At 61.2% G+C, this 18,309-nt stretch carries 8 protein-coding genes; 4 read left to right on the forward strand and 4 right to left on the reverse strand.

The features are described 5' to 3' along the window. The first annotated feature begins 138 nt into the window (after positions 1–138). The gene (locus tag ACTD9P_RS14430) at positions 139–1,152 is read left to right on the forward strand and encodes an AI-2E family transporter (RefSeq protein WP_056860493.1); all 1,014 of its coding nucleotides are present in this window, start codon (positions 139–141) and stop codon (positions 1,150–1,152) included. A 119-nt stretch (positions 1,153–1,271) separates the two neighbouring features. Here ACTD9P_RS14430 and ACTD9P_RS14435 read toward each other — a convergent pair whose 3' ends face one another. Continuing rightward, a complete protein-coding gene (locus ACTD9P_RS14435) occupies positions 1,272–2,540 on the reverse strand; it encodes an Hsp70 family protein (RefSeq protein ID WP_438868180.1) in 1,269 nt (422 codons plus the stop codon). A 163-nt stretch (positions 2,541–2,703) separates the two neighbouring features. On the opposite strand from ACTD9P_RS14435, the gene ACTD9P_RS14440 reads away from it, so the two are divergent. From ACTD9P_RS14440 to ACTD9P_RS14450, 3 genes are all read left to right on the forward strand, one after another. Continuing rightward, on the forward strand, positions 2,704–9,447 hold the full coding sequence (locus tag ACTD9P_RS14440) for an NEL-type E3 ubiquitin ligase domain-containing protein (protein ID WP_438868181.1): 6,744 nt from the start codon (positions 2,704–2,706) through the stop codon (positions 9,445–9,447). Between the two features lie 139 nt (positions 9,448–9,586). Continuing rightward, a complete protein-coding gene (locus tag ACTD9P_RS14445; RefSeq protein WP_438868182.1) occupies positions 9,587–10,525 on the forward strand; it encodes a DnaJ C-terminal domain-containing protein in 939 nt (312 codons plus the stop codon). 74 nt (positions 10,526–10,599) lie between these two features. Continuing rightward, a complete protein-coding gene (locus tag ACTD9P_RS14450; RefSeq protein ID WP_438868183.1) occupies positions 10,600–15,648 on the forward strand; it encodes an NEL-type E3 ubiquitin ligase domain-containing protein in 5,049 nt (1,682 codons plus the stop codon). Here the strand turns inward: ACTD9P_RS14450 and ureC are convergent. The 3 genes from ureC to ACTD9P_RS14465 all read right to left on the reverse strand — a co-directional run bounded on the left by ureC (position 15,645) and on the right by ACTD9P_RS14465 (position 18,309). Then, entirely contained in the window at positions 15,645–17,345 is a 1,701-nt protein-coding gene (gene ureC / locus ACTD9P_RS14455; protein ID WP_438868184.1) for an urease subunit alpha, read from the reverse strand. The two genes, ACTD9P_RS14450 and ureC, sit on opposite strands and share 4 nt — an antisense overlap. Positions 17,346–17,470: 125 nt before the next feature. Continuing rightward, positions 17,471–17,779, reverse strand: coding sequence for an urease subunit beta (locus tag ACTD9P_RS14460; RefSeq protein WP_438868185.1), 309 nt, complete (start codon positions 17,777–17,779; stop codon positions 17,471–17,473). Next, entirely contained in the window at positions 17,776–18,309 is a 534-nt protein-coding gene (locus tag ACTD9P_RS14465) for a GNAT family N-acetyltransferase (protein WP_138817069.1), read from the reverse strand. The genes ACTD9P_RS14460 and ACTD9P_RS14465 overlap by 4 nt, the downstream gene beginning before the upstream one ends.

An 18,309-nucleotide genomic window follows, 5' to 3' on the forward strand; every position in this document is an offset into this window, starting at 1 on the left:
CAGATGTACTGACTGATCCACCGCTTTCGCGAGCAAGCCCGCTCCCACACTGCCGGTGTTCACAATTCAGACCTCTCGCTTGATTCCTTCAAGGCTGGCAGACTGCCCATCCTTTAACGCCGTTCGTTTTGAGGCTGTATGCCAACGTTTTCTCAGCGTCACGTGTTGTTGCTGGTCAGTTGCATCATCATTTTCGGCGGGCTCTTGCTGGTTCTGCCGCTCAAGCTGCTGCCGAGCCTGCTGGCCGGCCTGTTGGTTTATGAACTGGTCAACATGCTTACCCCGCAGTTGCAGCGACTGATCGAAGGCCGGCGTGCGCGTTGGCTGGCGGTGGCCTTGCTGGGCACCTTGATCGTCAGCGTGCTGACCCTGATCTTCGCCGGCGCCATCAGCTTCCTGCTCCACGAAGCGGAAAACCCCGGGGCTTCCCTGGACAAATTCATGGGCGTGGTCGACCGCGCGCGCGGGCAACTGCCGCCGTTCGTTGACGCCTACTTGCCCGCCAGCGCCGCCGAGTTTCGCGTGGCCATCGGCGATTGGCTGAGCAAGCACCTGAGCGAGCTGCAACTGGTGGGCAAAGACGCCGCCCACATGTTCGTCACCTTGCTGATCGGCATGGTGCTCGGCGCCATCATCGCCCTGCAGCGTGTACCCGACCTGACCAAACGCAAACCCCTGGCGGCCGCGCTGTTCGACCGCCTGCACCTGTTGGTCCAAGCGTTTCGCAATATCGTCTTCGCCCAGATCAAGATTGCCGCGCTCAATACGGCCTTCACTGCGATTTTTCTCGCGGTCGTGTTGCCGCTCTGCGGTATCCACCTGCCCCTGACCAAAACCCTGATCGTGCTGACCTTCCTGGTCGGCTTGCTGCCGGTGATCGGCAACCTGATCTCCAACACCCTGATCACCATCGTCGCGCTGTCGCTGTCGATCTGGGTGGCGGTGGCAGCGTTGGGGTATCTGATTGTGATCCACAAGGTTGAGTACTTCCTCAACGCGCGCATTGTCGGCGGGCAGATCAGTGCCAAATCCTGGGAATTGCTGCTGGCGATGCTGGTGTTTGAAGCCGCGTTCGGCTTGCCGGGTGTGGTGGCGGGGCCGATTTATTATGCGTATCTGAAGAGTGAACTGAAGCTGGCGGGGATGGTTTAAGCATTGTAGGTGCCTGAGCTGGCCTCTTCGCGAGCAAGCCCGCTCCCACATTTGAAATGCATTCCAAGTGTGGGAGCGGGCTTGCTCGCGAAGGGCGCACAGCAGATTTAAGCTAAATCTCAGCTGCCGTAGCGCTTGCTCGCCTCAATCGCCAGGCCACTGCCGATACTGCCGAAGATATTGCCTTCCACATGCCGCGCATTCGGCAGCATCGCCGAGATGCTGTGACGCAGTGCCGGAATGCCGCTGGAGCCGCCGGTAAAAAACACCGTGTCCACCTGGGCCACGCTCACCGAAGCATCATTGAGCAATTGCGTGACGCTGTTGCGCACACGTTCCAGCAAGGCGTCGATGGACGACTCGAACAATGCCCGGCTCAGGTCTACGCTCAGGCCTTTTTCGATGCGGTCCAGGGCCACGTGGCGGCTGTCTTCGTGGGTCAGCTGGATCTTGGTTTCTTCCACTTCCATGGCCAGCCAGTGCCCGGCGCGCTGTTCGATCAGCTTGAACAGGCGGTCGATGCCGCCGGTGTCTTCGATGTCGTAGCGCATGCTGCCCAGGGCCAGCTGGGATTTTTGCGAGTACACAGAGTTGATGGTGTGCCAGGTGGCCAGGTTCATGTGGTGGCTGGTGGGCATGTAGGCGCCGCTTTTCATGCGGCTGCCGTAGCCGAACAGCGGCATCATGCCTTGCAGGCTGAGCTGTTTGTCGAAGTCGGTACCGCCGATGTGCACGCCGCCGGTGGCGAGGATGTCGCTCTGGCGGTTGTCGTCGTGACGGCGGTCCGGCGACAGGCGCACCAACGAGAAGTCTGAAGTACCGCCGCCGATGTCGACGATCAGTACCAGCTCTTCTTTCTCGATGGTGGACTCATAGTCGAACGCGGCCGCGATCGGTTCGTACTGGAACGAGATGTCCTTGAAGCCGATCTTGCGCGCCACGTCCACCAGGGTGTTTTCGGCTTCCTGGTCGGCCATCGGGTCGTCATCGACGAAGAACACCGGGCGGCCCAGCACCACTTCTTCGAACTCGCGGCCGGCATTGGCTTCGGCGCGGCTCTTGAGCTGGCCGATAAACAGCGCCAGCAGGTCGGTGAACGGCATGGCCGTGCCCAATACGCTGGTGTCGTGTTTGATCAGCTTGGAACCCAGCAGGCTCTTGAGCGAGCGCATCAGCCGGCCTTCGTAGTTTTCCAGGTATTCGTGCAGCGCCAGGCGGCCGTACACCGGGCGGCGCTCCTCGAAGTTGAAGAACACCACCGACGGCAGGGTGATCTTGTCGTCCTCCAGCGCAATAAGCGTCTCCTCGCCGGGGCGGATCCAGCCGACGGTGGAGTTGGACGTGCCGAAGTCGATGCCGCAGGCACGGGCTGGGGATGTGTTGTTCATGTCTTCCAGGTTCCGGTTAAAAAACGGCCGCGCAGTGTATGCCACTCACGCGCAGATGCGTAGGCCGGTTATCCGTAATCCCGGCTAAAACCCTACATACCTACCCTTTGAATCTGGAGCCAATCGTTAGGCTGCGGTTTACATTACTCGTGGATGAACCGTTATGCCTACCGATACCCCCTCGACCTCCGAGGCTAGCTTCAATGTTGACCTTCGCGGCGCACATTACGACTTCCTGAAAGAACGCGTGCCTGACTGGTTCATGCAGGGCTCCACGCAACGCCAGGAAGAACTCGGCAAGCTTGAAATGGAGATGCCCGCCTGGTACCAGGCGGCCTCGCCGCAGTCCAAGGCCGACTTGGCGCAAGCTCATGGGCGTTTTCGCGAAACCCTTAACCAGGTAGAAGGCCGGCTTGGCCAAATTCAAGACGTTCTGGACTTTGGCGAGCAGCCGCTCAAAGACGCGATCAAAGCCCGGTTCAACCTGGAACTGGACGTGCGGCATGTTTACTTCGCGCGCAAATACGGCTCCAAAGGGCGTCGCGACGATTTTTATGGGGCGTTTGTGTTCGACACGCAAAACGATCCGAGCCTGACATATGAGTATCGAGGGATGTCTCTGCTTGAGGCCGCCCTGGCCAACTTCGAGGCCGCAGAAGAGCAGCCTTCACCCTGCGCCGATTGCCAGATCATCACCACCTGGAATAACGACAACGCCGAGATACTCTCGACATACGCCGCCGTCAAGGCTCAGGCCGTGGCGATTGAGCCCCATGCATTCGCCACGCTCTGTCGTACCCTGGACCTGGGGACGCTTTATCAGAACCATCTCAAAGCGGTGTTGCAGCCCGAGGGCGCCGGCGAGCGTGAGGCGCTGGAGCAGCAGCTGCAAGCCTATCACCAGCAACAATTTGCGCTGTGCGTGGAAATTGCCTGGCTCGGGCCGCAAGGGCGCATCCGTGCTGATGTGTACGCGATGCTCAAGCAACTGGCGCTGGGCCAGGGCGCCGGTCTGACGCTGGATGGCAGGCCGGTCACGTTCTCGGCAATGAATCTGTTCGACAGCATGTTGGTGGGGCCCCTGTTGATCGGCCCTGATCGGCAAAATTCCGACAGGACCGAGCGCCTGGTGGTGTACATCCCCAATGATCCCCAGCAGCCCATCAAGGAGTATGCGTCCAGCGCCGACTTCATGGTGGATATCCGCACACGCTTGCAAAGCGCGTCCTACCGGCGTTTTTTCAGTCGCTTCGTGCCGCAGCGTGACCAAGGTGGTTTTTTCAACCAGTTCAATAAGCTGTATCGCCCCGCCAATGGTGCGACCAATGAGGGTGACTACCCACTGCAACCTCAGCCCAAGCGCCTGCCCATCCGTGAAATGGCAATAACCGGTAACCTGTGGGAGCAATCGATTCACGCTCACACCCGCAAGATTTTTGCCGATGCCAGGGCGGTGGCGGTGCCGACCGAGGACGAAGACCGCAAGGCGCGGCTGGAGCGGCTGGAAAGTTACTTCGATGCGGCGGTCAGCGTGTTCAACCTGGCGGCCTTCGTGGTGCCGGGGCTCGGGCCGATCATGCTTGCCGTCGGCGCATCACAGATGTGCGATGAGGTGTTCGAGGGCATAGAGGCCTACGGGCGCGGCGAACTCAAGGAAATGTGGGGCCATTTTGCCTCCGTGGCGTTGAACGTTGCGTTTATCGCGACCGGCGCCAAGGTCCTGCCCGAGATCAAATGGCAAAGCGCGCTGGATAACTTCAAGCCGGTGACAATGCCGACGGGCAAGCAGGTGTTGTGGAGAGCGGACCTGGGCGGTTACGAAGCCCCGATTACGCTGGCGTCAGGAGCCAAGGCCAACGCGCTGGGCCTGTACGCCCATGACGGCAAGGAAATCGTTGCGATCGAGGGCAAGCATTACCGCGTCAAGCAGGAGGCGGACACCGGCCAATACCGCATCCAGCATCCGACCCGGCCCGACGCCTACGCCCCGGAGCTGGAGCATAACCACAACGGCGTCTGGACCCACGAGCTTGAAGATCCCCAGTCCTGGGACGAACCCACTTTGCACCGGCGCCTGGGGATTACCGAGCATGCCGAGCCGCTGCGTATCAGTGGGGTGGAGTCCGCCGCGTTGCGCCAGGTGGCGGTCGAGCATGCACCTTTGCCGCTGTTGTTCGACGATACCCTCAAGCGCTTCGAGCTCCATCAGCAACTGAGCACCTTTGTCGAGCAGATCAACAGCAACGACCCGCTGGTGCACAGGCAAGCAGAACCTGCGTTGCAATTTGAAATGCTTCAGCGCCGAGGCCTGTTGCCCGAGGACACCCCGCTTAAAATCATCGGGCCCGACGGCGCGGTGCTTTGGGAAACACCCAACAGCTCTGCGTCATTGAGCAAGCGTGTGGTGGTGTTGACGCAAAGCGCGTGGGCGCAGGGGCATTTGTTGCGAGAGGTGTTGTACACGCTGCAAGGTGTCGACCCGCAGCTCAAGGAGTTTCCGGGCCGCCCCGAAGAGTCGTTGGAGGTTCGCGCCGGCAAATTGCGTCAGTACATTGGCGAGGCCGTCGACAGCCTTAAAGGGCCGTTGCTGGAAGAGCGCTACCGAGCGCAGACCGCGACACGTGATGCCGATGTGCAGCACCTCGTGGACACGTTTGCGCCGTTGCCGTCAGCGGCGGCCGAGCAATTGCTCAAAGACGCGACTCTTGATGAAAGGCAGGCGTTTCGCCGCACGGCGGTCCTGCCTGAACACCTGCTGGTGCGCGCCAAGTGGTGCGCCCAGGAGACCCGTGTTGCGCGGGCCTACGAGGGGCTGCAACTGGATGCCCAGACCCATCTCGACAGCCATCGACTGGCTCTGCGCACCTTGGAAACGTTGCCCGGCTGGCACCGCGGTTCGCGGGTGGAGCTGCGCCGGTATTCGCTTCAGGGCACCGTGCTCGATGCCATTGGCTCGCCTGACTTCCCATCCAGACGAACCCTGGTAGTGCTGGAAAACGGCCAGCTTCAGGGCGCCCCGTCCGGGGATTTGTACACGGCGATGTGGGAGCTACTGGCGCACGCAGAGCGTCAGCGCATGGGCGTGAACAGTGCGCTGGCGTTGAAACAGGCGATTCAACGCAGCCCGTTGCCCCGTGAAGCGCTGCGCACGGCGCTGGAGGAAAACCCGATACGCAAGCCGGACTATGACCCGATGGTGCGTCTGATGGGCGGCGCACCTGGCTATCGCCAGGTGTTGAAAAGTGCACGCAATGCGCTGCGTTCACCCACCGAGCGGGTCGAGAAGTTGTTTCCCTCGTTCAGCCCGGAACAGGTCACAGCGTTTATCCAATCGTTGGGTGAAGACGTGCGGGGCGCTCTGGCGCGCCGGGAGCTTGAGTACCAGAACCTGAAAAAGACCTTGAAGGTCTGGCAGCGTTCGGAGCGAGCACCGGGCGATTCGCGCTCGCGTTTCGCCGACTACATGCTGCGTTGCTGGCGACGTGAAACGGGCACCACGTTGACCATCGTAGCGGAGGAGGGACTGCCGCCGATCCGTGGGGACTTCAGCCATGTCAGGGGACTCAATTGCTATGCCCCCAATTGGTCGGGTGATATCCAAACGTTCCTTGAAAACTTCACCCAGTTGCACAAGTTGGAATTGCTCAGCCATCTCACCGAGCTTCCCCCGCCGATTGCCGACATGAAAAACCTCACCTGGTTGAGCCTGCCCGCTAACGGGTTGCGCCTGAACCCGCGCACTGCCGGAGTGTTGAGTGAACTGCGCGCCCTGGAGCACCTTAATCTGTCGAAAAACCCGTTGGGGGTGTTGCCCGACTTCAGTGGTCTGAGCCAGTTGCGGACGCTGAACTTGAGCGAGTCGAAGATCAATCAGTGGCCCACAGGGTTAAGGACGCAGAGGCAACTGGAGTCTGTCGATTTGAGCTTCAACCAGTTGCAGCAGGTGCCGCAGGAAAACCTGACGCCGCCGCCCGAACACTTGGAGGCGATCACCCGGATCAATCTTGTCACCCGTCTCAAAGGTAATCCGTTCCCCGCGGACTACTGGAAAGTGTTCGATGCATACTGGAAAAACCTCGCACAGACGCGGCCGGACTTGATACGGGGTCATTTGTACGATGTTTTTGACAGCGGCAATCCATTGCTCCAAGCGTTTATGGAAATCTACCCCAACAGAAACGATCAAGCCCTTCGAGAACTCATCTGGGACCTGGGTGACGGCGCCGAGGCCGAGGTGGCCCGGCTCAAGGTGGAATTTGATCGATTCCAACAGCAACTGGACGCGTGGATGCTTACCGGGGGCGGTGAGCATCAGCCCTACCTGCATGTGGGACGGCGCGCGAGTGACGCGACAGCCTTGCATGCGCGCCAGGTGGCGCGTCGGCGTATGTTGCAGTGCTGGCGGCGCGAAACCTCTCCGGTGCTGGGCGACGACGGCACACCTCTCGGCTGGGAGCTGAACCTCAGTGGCCTGTACCTGCCGAGCTTGCCGGATCTGGATACCGACTTCAGCCACGTCGGTTCACTCAAGTTGAGCGACCTGCACTTGAGTTCATCGCCCCAGGGCTTTCTTGCGCGTTTCCCGGGTGCGCGCGAGTTGGACCTGTCGCACAACCTCTTGTTTGAGATACCTGCCGCCGCCAGGCAAATGCCTGGGCTGACCCGCTTAGACCTGCAAGGCAACCGGATCCGAATACTCCCCGACTCGCTGCTGACGCCCACGGACGCGCAACTGGCGCAGACCGCGAGTTTCACCCGCGTGATCAACATGGCCGGCAACCCCTTGTCGGCCCAGACTCGACGCCGGGTGATGGCCTACGGCAACCGGCTGCGCGAGATTGGCCTGGCGACGGCCGAGCAACCCGATTTGCTGGTTTCCAGCGCCTTGAGTAGAGGTGTCCAGGCGCTTGCGCCCATCGATACCGCGCCGCTGCAGCGTTGGCTGTCCGCGCTGTCCCCGGAGCAGGTCGCACAGCGCACCGAACAATGGACTACGTTGCGTTGGGATGCGGGTTCGGACGGCTTCTTCGAAGTGCTCAGAGACCTGCAGCACATGGATGCCGGGCACGCTGACTTGCAGCGGCGCGTGTGGGAGGTCATCGACAGCATCACTGAAAACAGCGTCGAGTCGGAGCAGTTGCGCAAGGACATGTTCGAGTGGGCAGGCCGGGCGGCGTGCTGCGATCGGGCAGCCTTGAGCTTTGGTCATCTGGAGGTTTTGGCGTTGGTGTACAAGGCTAAAAAGCTGGCATTGGACGCAACCCAGGGCCGGGCCTTGGTCACGCTTTGCAGAGGCTTGTTCCGCCTGGATGAAGTGGAAAAGATCGCGCTGAAGGAAATTGACCGGCGCCGGACCGCGATCAATGAACGTGAAGACTTGACGCCGGACCAGAAGGAACTTGCGCTCGAGGGCGTGGAGGAAGTCGAGATCCGCCTGGCGTATCGCGACGGCCTCAAGGACCGGCTGGAATTGCCGGGGCAACCCCATGAGACTCATTACACCCACTTGGTCGATATCACCGAGGCGATGCTGGACGACGCCTACCGGCAAGTGACCCGATTGGACAATTCGCCGCAAGCGCTGCAGGCCATGTTGGCCAGGGAGTTCTGGAAAGATTTCATCACTCATAAATACCGCTCGCGGTTCGACACCCAGAACGAACCCCATCAGGCGCAAATGGCGAGGCTGCAAAACGATTTCGACACCGGCACGTTGTCCGAGGCGGCCTTTGGCGTGAAGGCCGCCGAGCTTCACGCGCAGTTTGCAATCGAGGAAGCACAATTGATCCAGACCCTGAGCCGCGAGGAAGTGGCGCAGGCGTTGGTGCCCGAGGATGCACTGCAAGTGCTGGTGGAATCGGCCGATAGCGCTGCGCCGGGGTTGTCGCTGACACAGGCGCAAGCCATCGACTTCAAGGGCAAACAGTACTTTGTCGCGAGCATGCCCGATGCAGGGGATGGCGAACATTACGTGTTGTGGGTGCAGGCCCAGGACAACCCACTGGCGTTGGTCAGCAGCGGCATCATCGCCAGGCCTGACCGCGCCGGGGGGTGGAAGCGTAGAGGCCTGGCCGCAGGCATGCAGGCCCAAGGCCCGGACGAGGCATTCGAAGACGCCCTGGAATCGATGCCGGTGGCACCCTACACGGCGACCGAGCTGAGCATGATGCGCGAAAGCGTGCATTTCACCCGGCGCCCCAACAGGCCTGGCAGTTATCACCGCGCCAACAATGGCAAATACCCGCTCAGGGATTATCAGGGACGGCCGATCCGCATTCGCAAGATGATGCGCAGCGTCACTCTGGATAATGGCACTCAATACACCTCGGCACCCCTTAAGCCGTATATCCAGTTTGAAGGTTACGAGGCAGTCGCCGCACGTTATGAAGAAAAATTGAGCGTGCGCGTGTTCACCGCCGAGGACATGAAAGCGCCTCAGGAGCAGGCGCTGATCGGCCAGTCGATGGTGGTTGCCAACCGGCGTATCGCCAAAGGCGAAATAGTCGGTGTATACGGCGGCACAGTGTTGCCCGAGGGGTTGTTCGGGCCGTCCGGGCAGACCTACACCCTTTCCATCGGCAAGCGCCCGGTCATGAGCGGTGGGAAAATCGTGGGTTCAGAGGCCATTCATCTGTCGGGCGATAACATCACCTCCAGGATAAACACCCTGCTGGAGTATGACGCCGAAGGCAAACCGCTACGCCAGGCTGCAGCGGGTTATAACGCCGAGCTCGTCGGGTTTCCCGTCGAAGCCGATATGTTGCTGGGGATGGGCCCCGAGGTAAAAACCACGCGCAAGGATTTTGTCCTGAGTGCGGTGTTTGCCACTGACGACATTCCAGCCGGCGCCGAGTTGCGCATGGACTATGGCTACACCGACAGCGTAGTCCAAAGGCTGTTTTCCTGAATCACGGGCGTAGGTGAAAATCGCCCCGCCATCTTGAAAGGCTTGAGGTATGCCCCAATCTTGTGGGCATACCTCAGGTGGCCGCGCGAATAATGTCGCTGTGTGTGCCGCCAATCTTGATAAAGGATGGTGAATCCCAATGGATTTCAAAGATTATTACAAGATTCTTGGCGTCGAGCCCACGGCCGACGACAAGGAGATCAAGGCCGCTTATCGCAAGCTGGCGCGCAAGTACCACCCGGATGTCAGTAAAGAGAAGGACGCCGAAGCCAAGTTCAAGGACGCGTCCGAAGCCTATGAAGCACTCAAAAGTGCTGACAAACGCGCCGAGTACGACGAGCTGCGCAAATATGGCCAGCATGGCCAGCCGTTCCAGGGGCCGCCGGGCTGGCAGAGCCGTGGCGGTTTTGGCGGTGGCCAGGACGCGGGCGACTTTTCGGACTTTTTCAGCTCGATCTTCGGCGCGCGCGGCGATGCGTTCGGCGGCGGCCAGCGGCGTCCTGCCGGGCGCAAAGGCCAGGATGTGGAGATGCAGTTGTCGGTGTCCCTTGAAGAGACGCTGTCCACCGAGTCCAAGCAGATCAGCTTCCAGGTGCCGCAGTACGATGCCTCCGGTCGGCACGTGAGCAATACCGTTAAAAGCCTGAACGTGAAGATCCCGGCCGGTGTGGCCGATGGCGAGCGCATCCGCCTTAAGGGCCAGGGCGCACCGGGTATTGGCGGCGGCGCGAATGGCGACCTGTACCTGATCATCAAGTTTGCACCGCATGCCAAGTTCGAAGCCGATGGCGAAGACCTGATCATCAACCTGCCATTGGCGCCGTGGGAGCTGGCTTTGGGTGCCGAAATTGCGGTGCCGACCCTTACCGGCAAGATCAACCTCAAGGTGCCGGCCGGCAGCCAGAACGGCCAACGCATGCGCGCCAAGGGCCACGGCTTGCTGAACAAGGCCGGGCAGCGTGGTTACTTGTTTATTCAGCTCAAGGTCGTAATGCCCAAGGCGGCGGACGATGAGGTCAAGGCGTTGTGGCAGGCCCTGGCGCAGAAAGCCGCGTTCGATCCGCGCGAGCATTTTTGAGCGGCTTAACTATGTAATCTTTTAACGGCGTGGCGTTCGATAGGCTGGATTTTTTCAGCAAAAGGACCCTTGCCGTGCCTGACAATACCGTCTCTCCCTCTACCACTGAAGGTTCGTTGAATGCGGACCTTCGTGGTGTTCATTACGACTTCCTCAAAGACCGCGTGCCGGACTGGTTCAACCAGGGCACGCCACAACGCCAACAAGAACTCGCCGACCATGAACTGGAACTGCCCGGCTGGTACTTGAATGCTTCGGCCCAATCCAAGGCCGTGCTGGCAGACAGGCACACTCAATACCGCCAGACCCTGAACCGGATCGAGGCTGAACTGGGGCGCGTGCAGGATGTACTCGACTTTGCCGAGCAGCCGCTCAAGGACGCCATCAAGCAACGGTTCAACCTGGAGCTGGATGTGCGCCAGGTGTTCTTCGCGCGCAAATATGCATTCAAGGGTCGCGACGATTTTTATGGGGCTTTCGTCTTCGATCAGCAGAAGGATCCGGCCCTGAGTTACCGCTACCGGGGGATGTCTGTGCTGGAAGCGGCCTTGGCCAACTTCAGCCTTGAAGAGGAGCAGCCTGGCGCCTGCGCCGATTGCGAGGTGATTACCCGCTTTGGCGCGTATGACGGCGAAATCCTGCCGACCTTCAGTGCCCTCAACGCTCAGGCCGTAGCCATTGCCCCGCATGAATTTGCCGGCCTCTGCCGCACACTGGACCTGGGCAAGCAGTATCAGGACCATCTCAAAACCATCGTGCAGCCTGAGGATAAGGTCAAGCGCGAGGCCCTTGAACAGCAACTGCAAGAGTTGTATCGCCAGCAACTGGTGCTGTGCAGTGAAGTGGCCGCCGCCCAGTTCACCAGCGGTGGCGGCGACGAGACTGCCGGCGGTATCAGTGCAGACGCCTATCGCATGCTGCAACAGTTGCTGACCGACCCGCGCAGCGCCACGCTGGACGGTCGACCCGTGACGGTGACGGCGCTCAACCTGTTTGGCAGTATGCTGGTCGGTCCTCTGTTGATTGGCCCCGAACGCAGCAGCGCCGAACGCGTCGAACGCCTGGTGGCGTATATCCCCCATGACCCTGAGCAGCCGCTGACCGAATATGCTTCAAGTGCCGACTTCATGGTGGCACTGAGGGCCCGGTTGCACAGTGGGGACTACCGACGTTTTTTCAGCCGCTTCGTGCCGCAGCGTGAGCAGGGGGCGTTCTTTCAACGTTTTGACACCCTGTATCAACCTGCCGGCGGGGGTAACGGCGCAGCCGACTATCCGCTCCAGTCGCGCCCGGTGAAGCTGCCGCTGGCCGATGTGGCGATTGACGGCGACCTGTGGGAGCAAATGCGCGACGCGCACGTGCGCAAAATTTTTGCCGATGCCCGTGCCGTCGCGGTACCCACCGCGGACGAAGACCGGGAGACGCGCATGGCACGGCTGGATAGCTACCTGGACGCGGTGCTCAGTGTGTTTAACCTCGCGGCATTCATGGTGCCCGGGCTTGGGCCGATCATGCTTGCCGTAGGCGCGGCGCAGATGGCCTCTGAAGTCTTCGAAGGCTTTGAGTCCTTTGAGCAGGGCGACATCAAGTCGATGTGGGCGCATTTTTCCAGCGTGGCCTTGAACGCTGCGTTCATCGGCACGGGGGCCAAAGTGCTGCCCCAGGTCAGGGTTTCAAGTGTGGTCGACAACCTTCGGCCGGTGACGGTGCCGAGCGGCAAACAACGGTTGTGGAAGCCTGAACTGACCAGCTACGAACATACCCCGTCGATACCCGAGGGCGTGTCGCCCGACGAACTGGGCCTGCACAACGTGAACGGTAAAACCATCTTGCCGGTGAATGGCAAGCGCTACGCCGTGCAGCAAGATCCGGTGACCGAGGAATATCGCATCACCCATCCCACGCGCCCGGATGCCTATCAACCCAAGCTGACAAGCAACGGCAGTGGCCTGTGGAACCACGAACTGGAGCGCCCGCTGACATGGGAAGGTGCAACGCTGATGCGGCGCTTGGGCCCGGTAACGGAAGGTTTCAGCGATGTCGAGCTGGAACAGGTTCGACGCACGGCGGATGTGAGTGAGGACGTATTACGCCGGGTGCACGTGGAGGGTGAGCCGGTGCCCGCTATTCTGCTCGACACCTTGCGCCAGTTCCGGGCGTATGGCGACGCGGTGAGAGTGGCCGAAGGCATCCGTGCCGGTTCACTCAGCAGCGAGTTGTGCAGCTATGCCGCCTCCTTGCTGGTCGAGCTGCCGGGGTGGCCGGCCAACAAGGCGATAGAAGCGTTTGCGGGCGATGAGTTGAGTGGGCCGTCGATCAAGTACGGCAACAGCCAGGCGGTCGCCTCGGATACCGTGCGCATCAACCGCACCGATTTGATGAACGGCCAATTGCCCAAACGCGTTATTGAGTCGTTGAACGAAACCCAGCTGGATGAGCTGGTGGGCCGTTACACCGCCCGCACGCCCGAGGCGCGCACCGAGGCCTTGCAGTCACAGCTGGAACAGCACGCCATCGCTGCCAGGTCGCGGCTGATGAGCAGTATCTACGTGGAACAGCAGCCGCCGTCGGACGCCGCGATCATGTTGCTGCAGCGTGACTTCAAGCGTTTGCCCACGATCATGGCGCGCGAACTGCTGGCCGACGCTACGCCGGCCGAGCGAGACGTCATGCTCAACGCCAGTCGCATTCCGCTGCGCATTGCACAAAAAGCCCGACTGGCCCAACAACAGATGCGCCTGACCCTCGCCTATGAAGGCTTGCACCTGGACGCCGTCGCCAGCCTGGACACCGAAGCCCTGGTACTCAATAGCGTGTCACGTCTGCCGGGCTGGACCGACAACCTGCGCCTGGAAGTGCGCGAAGGCCGGCTCGAAGGTGAGTTGCGAGCCAGCTTCGGCCCACCGGACGCGGCGGAGCGCAAGGTACTGGTGCGGATGGGCGACGGGCGCTACCAGGCGCGCAATGTGCGTGATGAACACCTGCACGGCATCGACGACCTCTACGCCTCGCTCCAGCACGCCTTGACCGACCGCCACCGGCAGGCTTTGGGGCTGCCGCATATCAAGCAAGGCGCGGCATTGAAAACCAGGATCATCGAGCATGCACTGCCCCGGGAACAATTGCGTCAGGTGCTCAAAATGCAGCCGGGCAAGCGGCCGTTCTTCAAGACGCCGATGCGCCTGTCCGGTGAACGAATCGGTTATCCCTTGAGCGACCATGGCCAGCCCACGATTTGGCGCCAGGCGCTTGAACCGCGAATCCGTGAACTGTATCCGACCTTTTTACCTCAAGAGGTCAGCGCGTTCATCGATGCCCATGGCACGCTTGCCGGCAGGGTGCTTCGCGGCCTGAAGCGTGAATACACCCACTTGAATGACACCCTGCAAGACTGGCAGCGGGCGCAGGTCGACGAGGCAACGCCAGCGGAACGCACCACCCCCGAGTTCACCGCACGCCGCCATGCACGGTTGTCGATTGTCAGAGCACTCAAGCAAGCCTGGCAGCGTACAGGCGAGCCGGACCTGACGGTGACCGGTGAGTCCCAGGGGCAGTTCCTCGATTTTGCCGGTGAGGACCTGCACGATCAGTTGGCGCAATTGCCGCCGCTGACCGCCAACTTCGATCATGTCTCCAACATTGATTTGTCGGGTACGGGCCTGAGTGCACTGGGCATCGACAATTTTTTGCTGCACTTCCCGCGCCTGCGGCGGCTGGACCTGAGCAATAACCGCCTGGTCAGCCTGCCTGAACCGATTGCCCGGATGACACGCCTGAACGAGCTGGACCTGTCCGATAACCTGATCGAACTGGAACCCGCAGCGGTGAGCGCCTTGCGTGGGTTGACGCACCTCAATTACCTGGCGCTGGAGGGCAACCCGCTGGAGATGTCCCCCGATATCAGTCAGATGCCGTACCTCAATATCCTCAGGCTGGCCGATACCGGGCTTACTGCCTGGCCGACAGGGGTGTTCGAGCAGCCGCGAGATACCACGTTCTTCCTCGACCTGAGCCATAACCCGCTGCAGCAGGTTCCGGCCGTCGCACCCGGTTCAGCTCAAGCGCATACCGTGGCGCGCACACAAATCAGCCAGACGCCCGAGTTTATCAGTGAGCAGAATTTACAACTGTACAGGGCCCATCGAGCCTCAGTGGGCATGGACCTTGATAGGGTTGCGCCACCGCGCGGTATCCAGGACAACATTCATTGGCGCGCTGGCTTGAGTGATGATGAGTGGCTGGCCAAGCAGGGTGTATGGAACAGCCTGGAATACGAGCCGGGCGCCGAGCCGTTTTTTAACGAACTGCTCAAATTGGCGGATTCCGCCGATGCGCTGGCGCCGGATGAGGCGGTGAGGGCGCAGCTGACAGGCAAGGTTTGGCAAATGGTCGAGGCGGCCGCGTCTGACAGCGCACTACGCAAGAGGCTGTTCGAAATGGCCGCAGCGCCCACCTCCTGTGTGGACGCCGGCGCGCAGTTATTCAATGCCATGGGCCTGGAAGTGCTGGTTTGGCAGGCCCATGGGCTGGGCACGCCGGCCGCGATAGAGCGCCAACTGTTGACGTTGGCCCGCGGCAAATCGCGCCTGGATGCACTGGGCAAGATCGCCAAGGATCGGATCAGTGCGCTTTATGCTCAAGGGCGCCGGTTCCCCCGCTACGATGCGCAGGGTGCCTTGGTTCCTCAGCGCGATGCCCAGGGAAACCCCATAAGGACAATTGACGAGGTAGAGATCCATTTTATCTACCCCACCCGTTTGGCCGAGCGCCTGGAGTTGCCTTGGCAGTCGAGGAACATGCGGTTTATCGAGCCCGATGTGACACCCCAGATGATCGAGGCGGCTTATACGCAGGTGCTGGCGCAGGAGGCCGGGGCGTTGATCACATCACGGCTTCTGGACCAGCCTTTTTGGAAAGACTTTTTACGTCAATCCGACCCGCAGGCGTTCAGCACCCTGCGGGCCAGGGACGAAGCGTTGACGGATGCAGCCTCCGGCCCGACACCCACGATGAGTGACGCCGAGTATCACGCGGGCCTGGAACTGCTTGCCGCTGACGAAAAAGCCCTGTTCACGTCGCTGACCCGGCAAGCCATCGAGCGTGCAGGCTGGGCCACTCGTTAAAACAGAAAATAGCGCTGGGCCATCGGCAACACGTCGGCCGGCTCGCACCACAGCAACTCGCCGTCGGCCTTGACCTGGTAGGTCTGTGGGTCGACGTCGATGTGGGGCAGGTAGTCGTTGTGGATCAGGTCGGTTTTCTGCACGTCGCGGCAGCCTTTGACCACTGCAATCTGCTTTTTCAAACCCAGGGCCTCGGGCAACCCGGCGTCCTGGGCCGCCTGGCTGATAAACGTCAGGCTGGTGGCGTGCAATGAGCTGCCGAAGCTGGCGAACATGGGGCGGTAGTGCACCGGCTGCGGTGTGGGGATCGACGCGTTGGCATCCCCCATCAGGCTGGATGCAATGGCGCCGCCCTTGAGGATCAAGGTCGGTTTGATGCCGAAGAACGCCGGGCGCCACAGCACCAGATCGGCCCACTTGCCCACTTCAATCGAGCCGACGATATGGCTGACGCCATGGGTGATTGCCGGGTTGATGGTGTACTTGGCGATGTAGCGTTTGGCGCGGAAGTTGTCGTTGCCGGGGCCGTCGCCGGGCAACGGGCCGCGTTGTTTTTTCATTTTGTCGGCGGTCTGCCAGGTACGCGTGATCACCTCGCCGACGCGGCCCATGGCTTGGCTGTCGGAGCTGATCATCGAGAACGCGCCCAAGTCGTGCAGGATATCTTCGGCGGCAATGGTCTCGCGGCGGATGCGGCTTTCGGCGAAGGCCACGTCTTCGGCGATGCTCGGGTCCAGGTGGTGGCAGACCATCAACATGTCCAAGTGCTCGTCGATGGTGTTGCGTGTGAACGGCCGCGTTGGGTTGGTGGAGCTGGGCAGTACGTTGGCAAAGCCGCACGCCTTGATGATATCCGGCGCGTGGCCGCCACCGGCGCCTTCGGTGTGGTAGGTGTGGATGGTGCGGCCTTTGAGCGCGGCCAGGGTGGTTTCGACGAAACCGGATTCGTTAAGGGTGTCGCTGTGAATCGCCACCTGCACGTCGTATTGGTCGGCCACGTTCAGGCAGTTGTCGATGCTGGCGGGTGTGGTGCCCCAGTCTTCATGCAGCTTCAAACCGATGGCGCCGGCCTTGACCTGCTCGATCAAGGGGTCGGGCAAACTGGCGTTGCCCTTGCCGGTAAACCCGATGTTCATCGGGAACGAGTCGCTGGCCTGCAGCATGCGCGCCAAGTGCCACGGGCCGGAGGTGCAGGTGGTGGCGTTGGTGCCGGTGGCCGGGCCGGTGCCACCGCCGATCATGGTGGTGACGCCGCTGGTCAGCGCCTCTTCGATCTGCTGCGGGCAAATGAAATGCACGTGGCTGTCGATGCCGCCGGCGGTGAGGATCATGCCTTCACCGGCGATCACTTCGGTGCTGGCGCCGATGGCCATGGTTACGCCGGGCTGGATATCCGGGTTGCCGGCCTTGCCGATCGCGTGAATGCGGCCGTTTTTAAGGCCGACGTCGGCCTTGACGATGCCCCAGTGGTCGATGATCAGCGCGTTGGTGATCAAGGTGTCGACCACTTCATGGGCGAGCAATTGGCTTTGGCCCTGGCCGTCGCGGATCACCTTGCCACCGCCGAATTTGACTTCTTCGCCGTAGACGGTGAAGTCCTGTTCGACTTCGACGAACAGGTCGGTGTCGGCCAGGCGGACCTTGTCACCGACGGTGGGGCCGTACATGTCGGCGTAGGCTTGTCTGGAAATCTTCATGTGCGTATTCCTTGATCGTTCCCACGCTCTGCGTGGGACTGCATCCGGTGACGCTCTGCGTCACGACTTTAAGGGCGGGACGCGGAGCGTCCCAGGCGGCGTTCCCACGCGGAGCGTGGGAACGATCAGTCGAGGTCGCCCATGATCCGTCCGGCAAACCCGAACACCCGCCGCCTGCCACTCAAATCCACCAATTCGATTTCGCGGCTCTGCCCCGGCTCAAACCGCACTGCCGTGCCCGCCGGAATATTCAGGCGCATGCCACGGCTGGCAGCGCGGTCAAAGGTCAGCGCGTCATTGGTTTCAAAAAAATGGTAATGCGAGCCCACCTGGATCGGCCGGTCGCCGCTGTTGGCCACGCTGAGGGTGACGGTGCGCCGGCCGACGTTGAGTTCGATGTCGCCAGGCTGGATCTGATATTCACCAGGAATCATGCAGGTTGCCCCAGGGTCTTGAAGTAGATGGCGGTCGGGGTGTAGCGCCCGTCCGGGCTTTGGCAGTAGTTGGGCAGCTCACCGATCTTGGTGTAGCGCAGCGACTGGTAGAAGGCTTCGGCACCGGAGCCGGCCTCGGTGTCCAGGTACAGCAGGCCGCGCTTGTGCTGGCGTGCGGCGAGTTCCAGGGTGTTCATCAACTGTTGGCCCAGGCCATGACGCCGCGCGCTGCTGTGTACCAGCAGCTTTTGCACTTCGGCGCGGTTCAGGCCGTTGGTTTTCAGGCACAGCGCCAGTTGCACGCTGGCAATGACTTGTTCGTCGCGCACCACCACCCACAGCAGCAGGCTGCCTTCTTCGATACTCGCCTGCACGCCGCTCAAATAGGTGCGGGCCTGGGCGTCATCGAAGTCGGCCATAAAACCGACTGAAGCGCCGTGCTTCACCGCGTCCAGCAACAGCTCAATCAAACCCAGGCGGTAATGGGCAAAACTTTCAGCATTGACTCGACGCAGTTGCGTAGCGCTCAT

Source organism: Pseudomonas onubensis, assembly GCF_965653655.1.
GTDB lineage: Bacteria > Pseudomonadota > Gammaproteobacteria > Pseudomonadales > Pseudomonadaceae > Aquipseudomonas.

Excerpts from the sequence above, each read along its gene's own strand:
- ACTD9P_RS14440 (WP_438868181.1), top strand. The coding sequence starts at position 2,704 with ATGCCTACCGATACCCCCTCGACCTCCGAGGCTAGCTTCAATGTTGAC.
- ACTD9P_RS14430 (WP_056860493.1), top strand. The coding sequence starts at position 139 with ATGCCAACGTTTTCTCAGCGTCACGTGTTGTTGCTGGTCAGTTGCATC.
- ACTD9P_RS14460 (WP_438868185.1), bottom strand. The coding sequence starts at position 17,779 with ATGATTCCTGGTGAATATCAGATCCAGCCTGGCGACATCGAACTCAAC.
- ACTD9P_RS14435 (WP_438868180.1), bottom strand. The coding sequence starts at position 2,540 with ATGAACAACACATCCCCAGCCCGTGCCTGCGGCATCGACTTCGGCACG.
- ureC (WP_438868184.1), bottom strand. The coding sequence starts at position 17,345 with ATGAAGATTTCCAGACAAGCCTACGCCGACATGTACGGCCCCACCGTC.
- ACTD9P_RS14445 (WP_438868182.1), top strand. The coding sequence starts at position 9,587 with ATGGATTTCAAAGATTATTACAAGATTCTTGGCGTCGAGCCCACGGCC.
- ACTD9P_RS14465 (WP_138817069.1), bottom strand. The coding sequence starts at position 18,309 with ATGAGCGCTACGCAACTGCGTCGAGTCAATGCTGAAAGTTTTGCCCAT.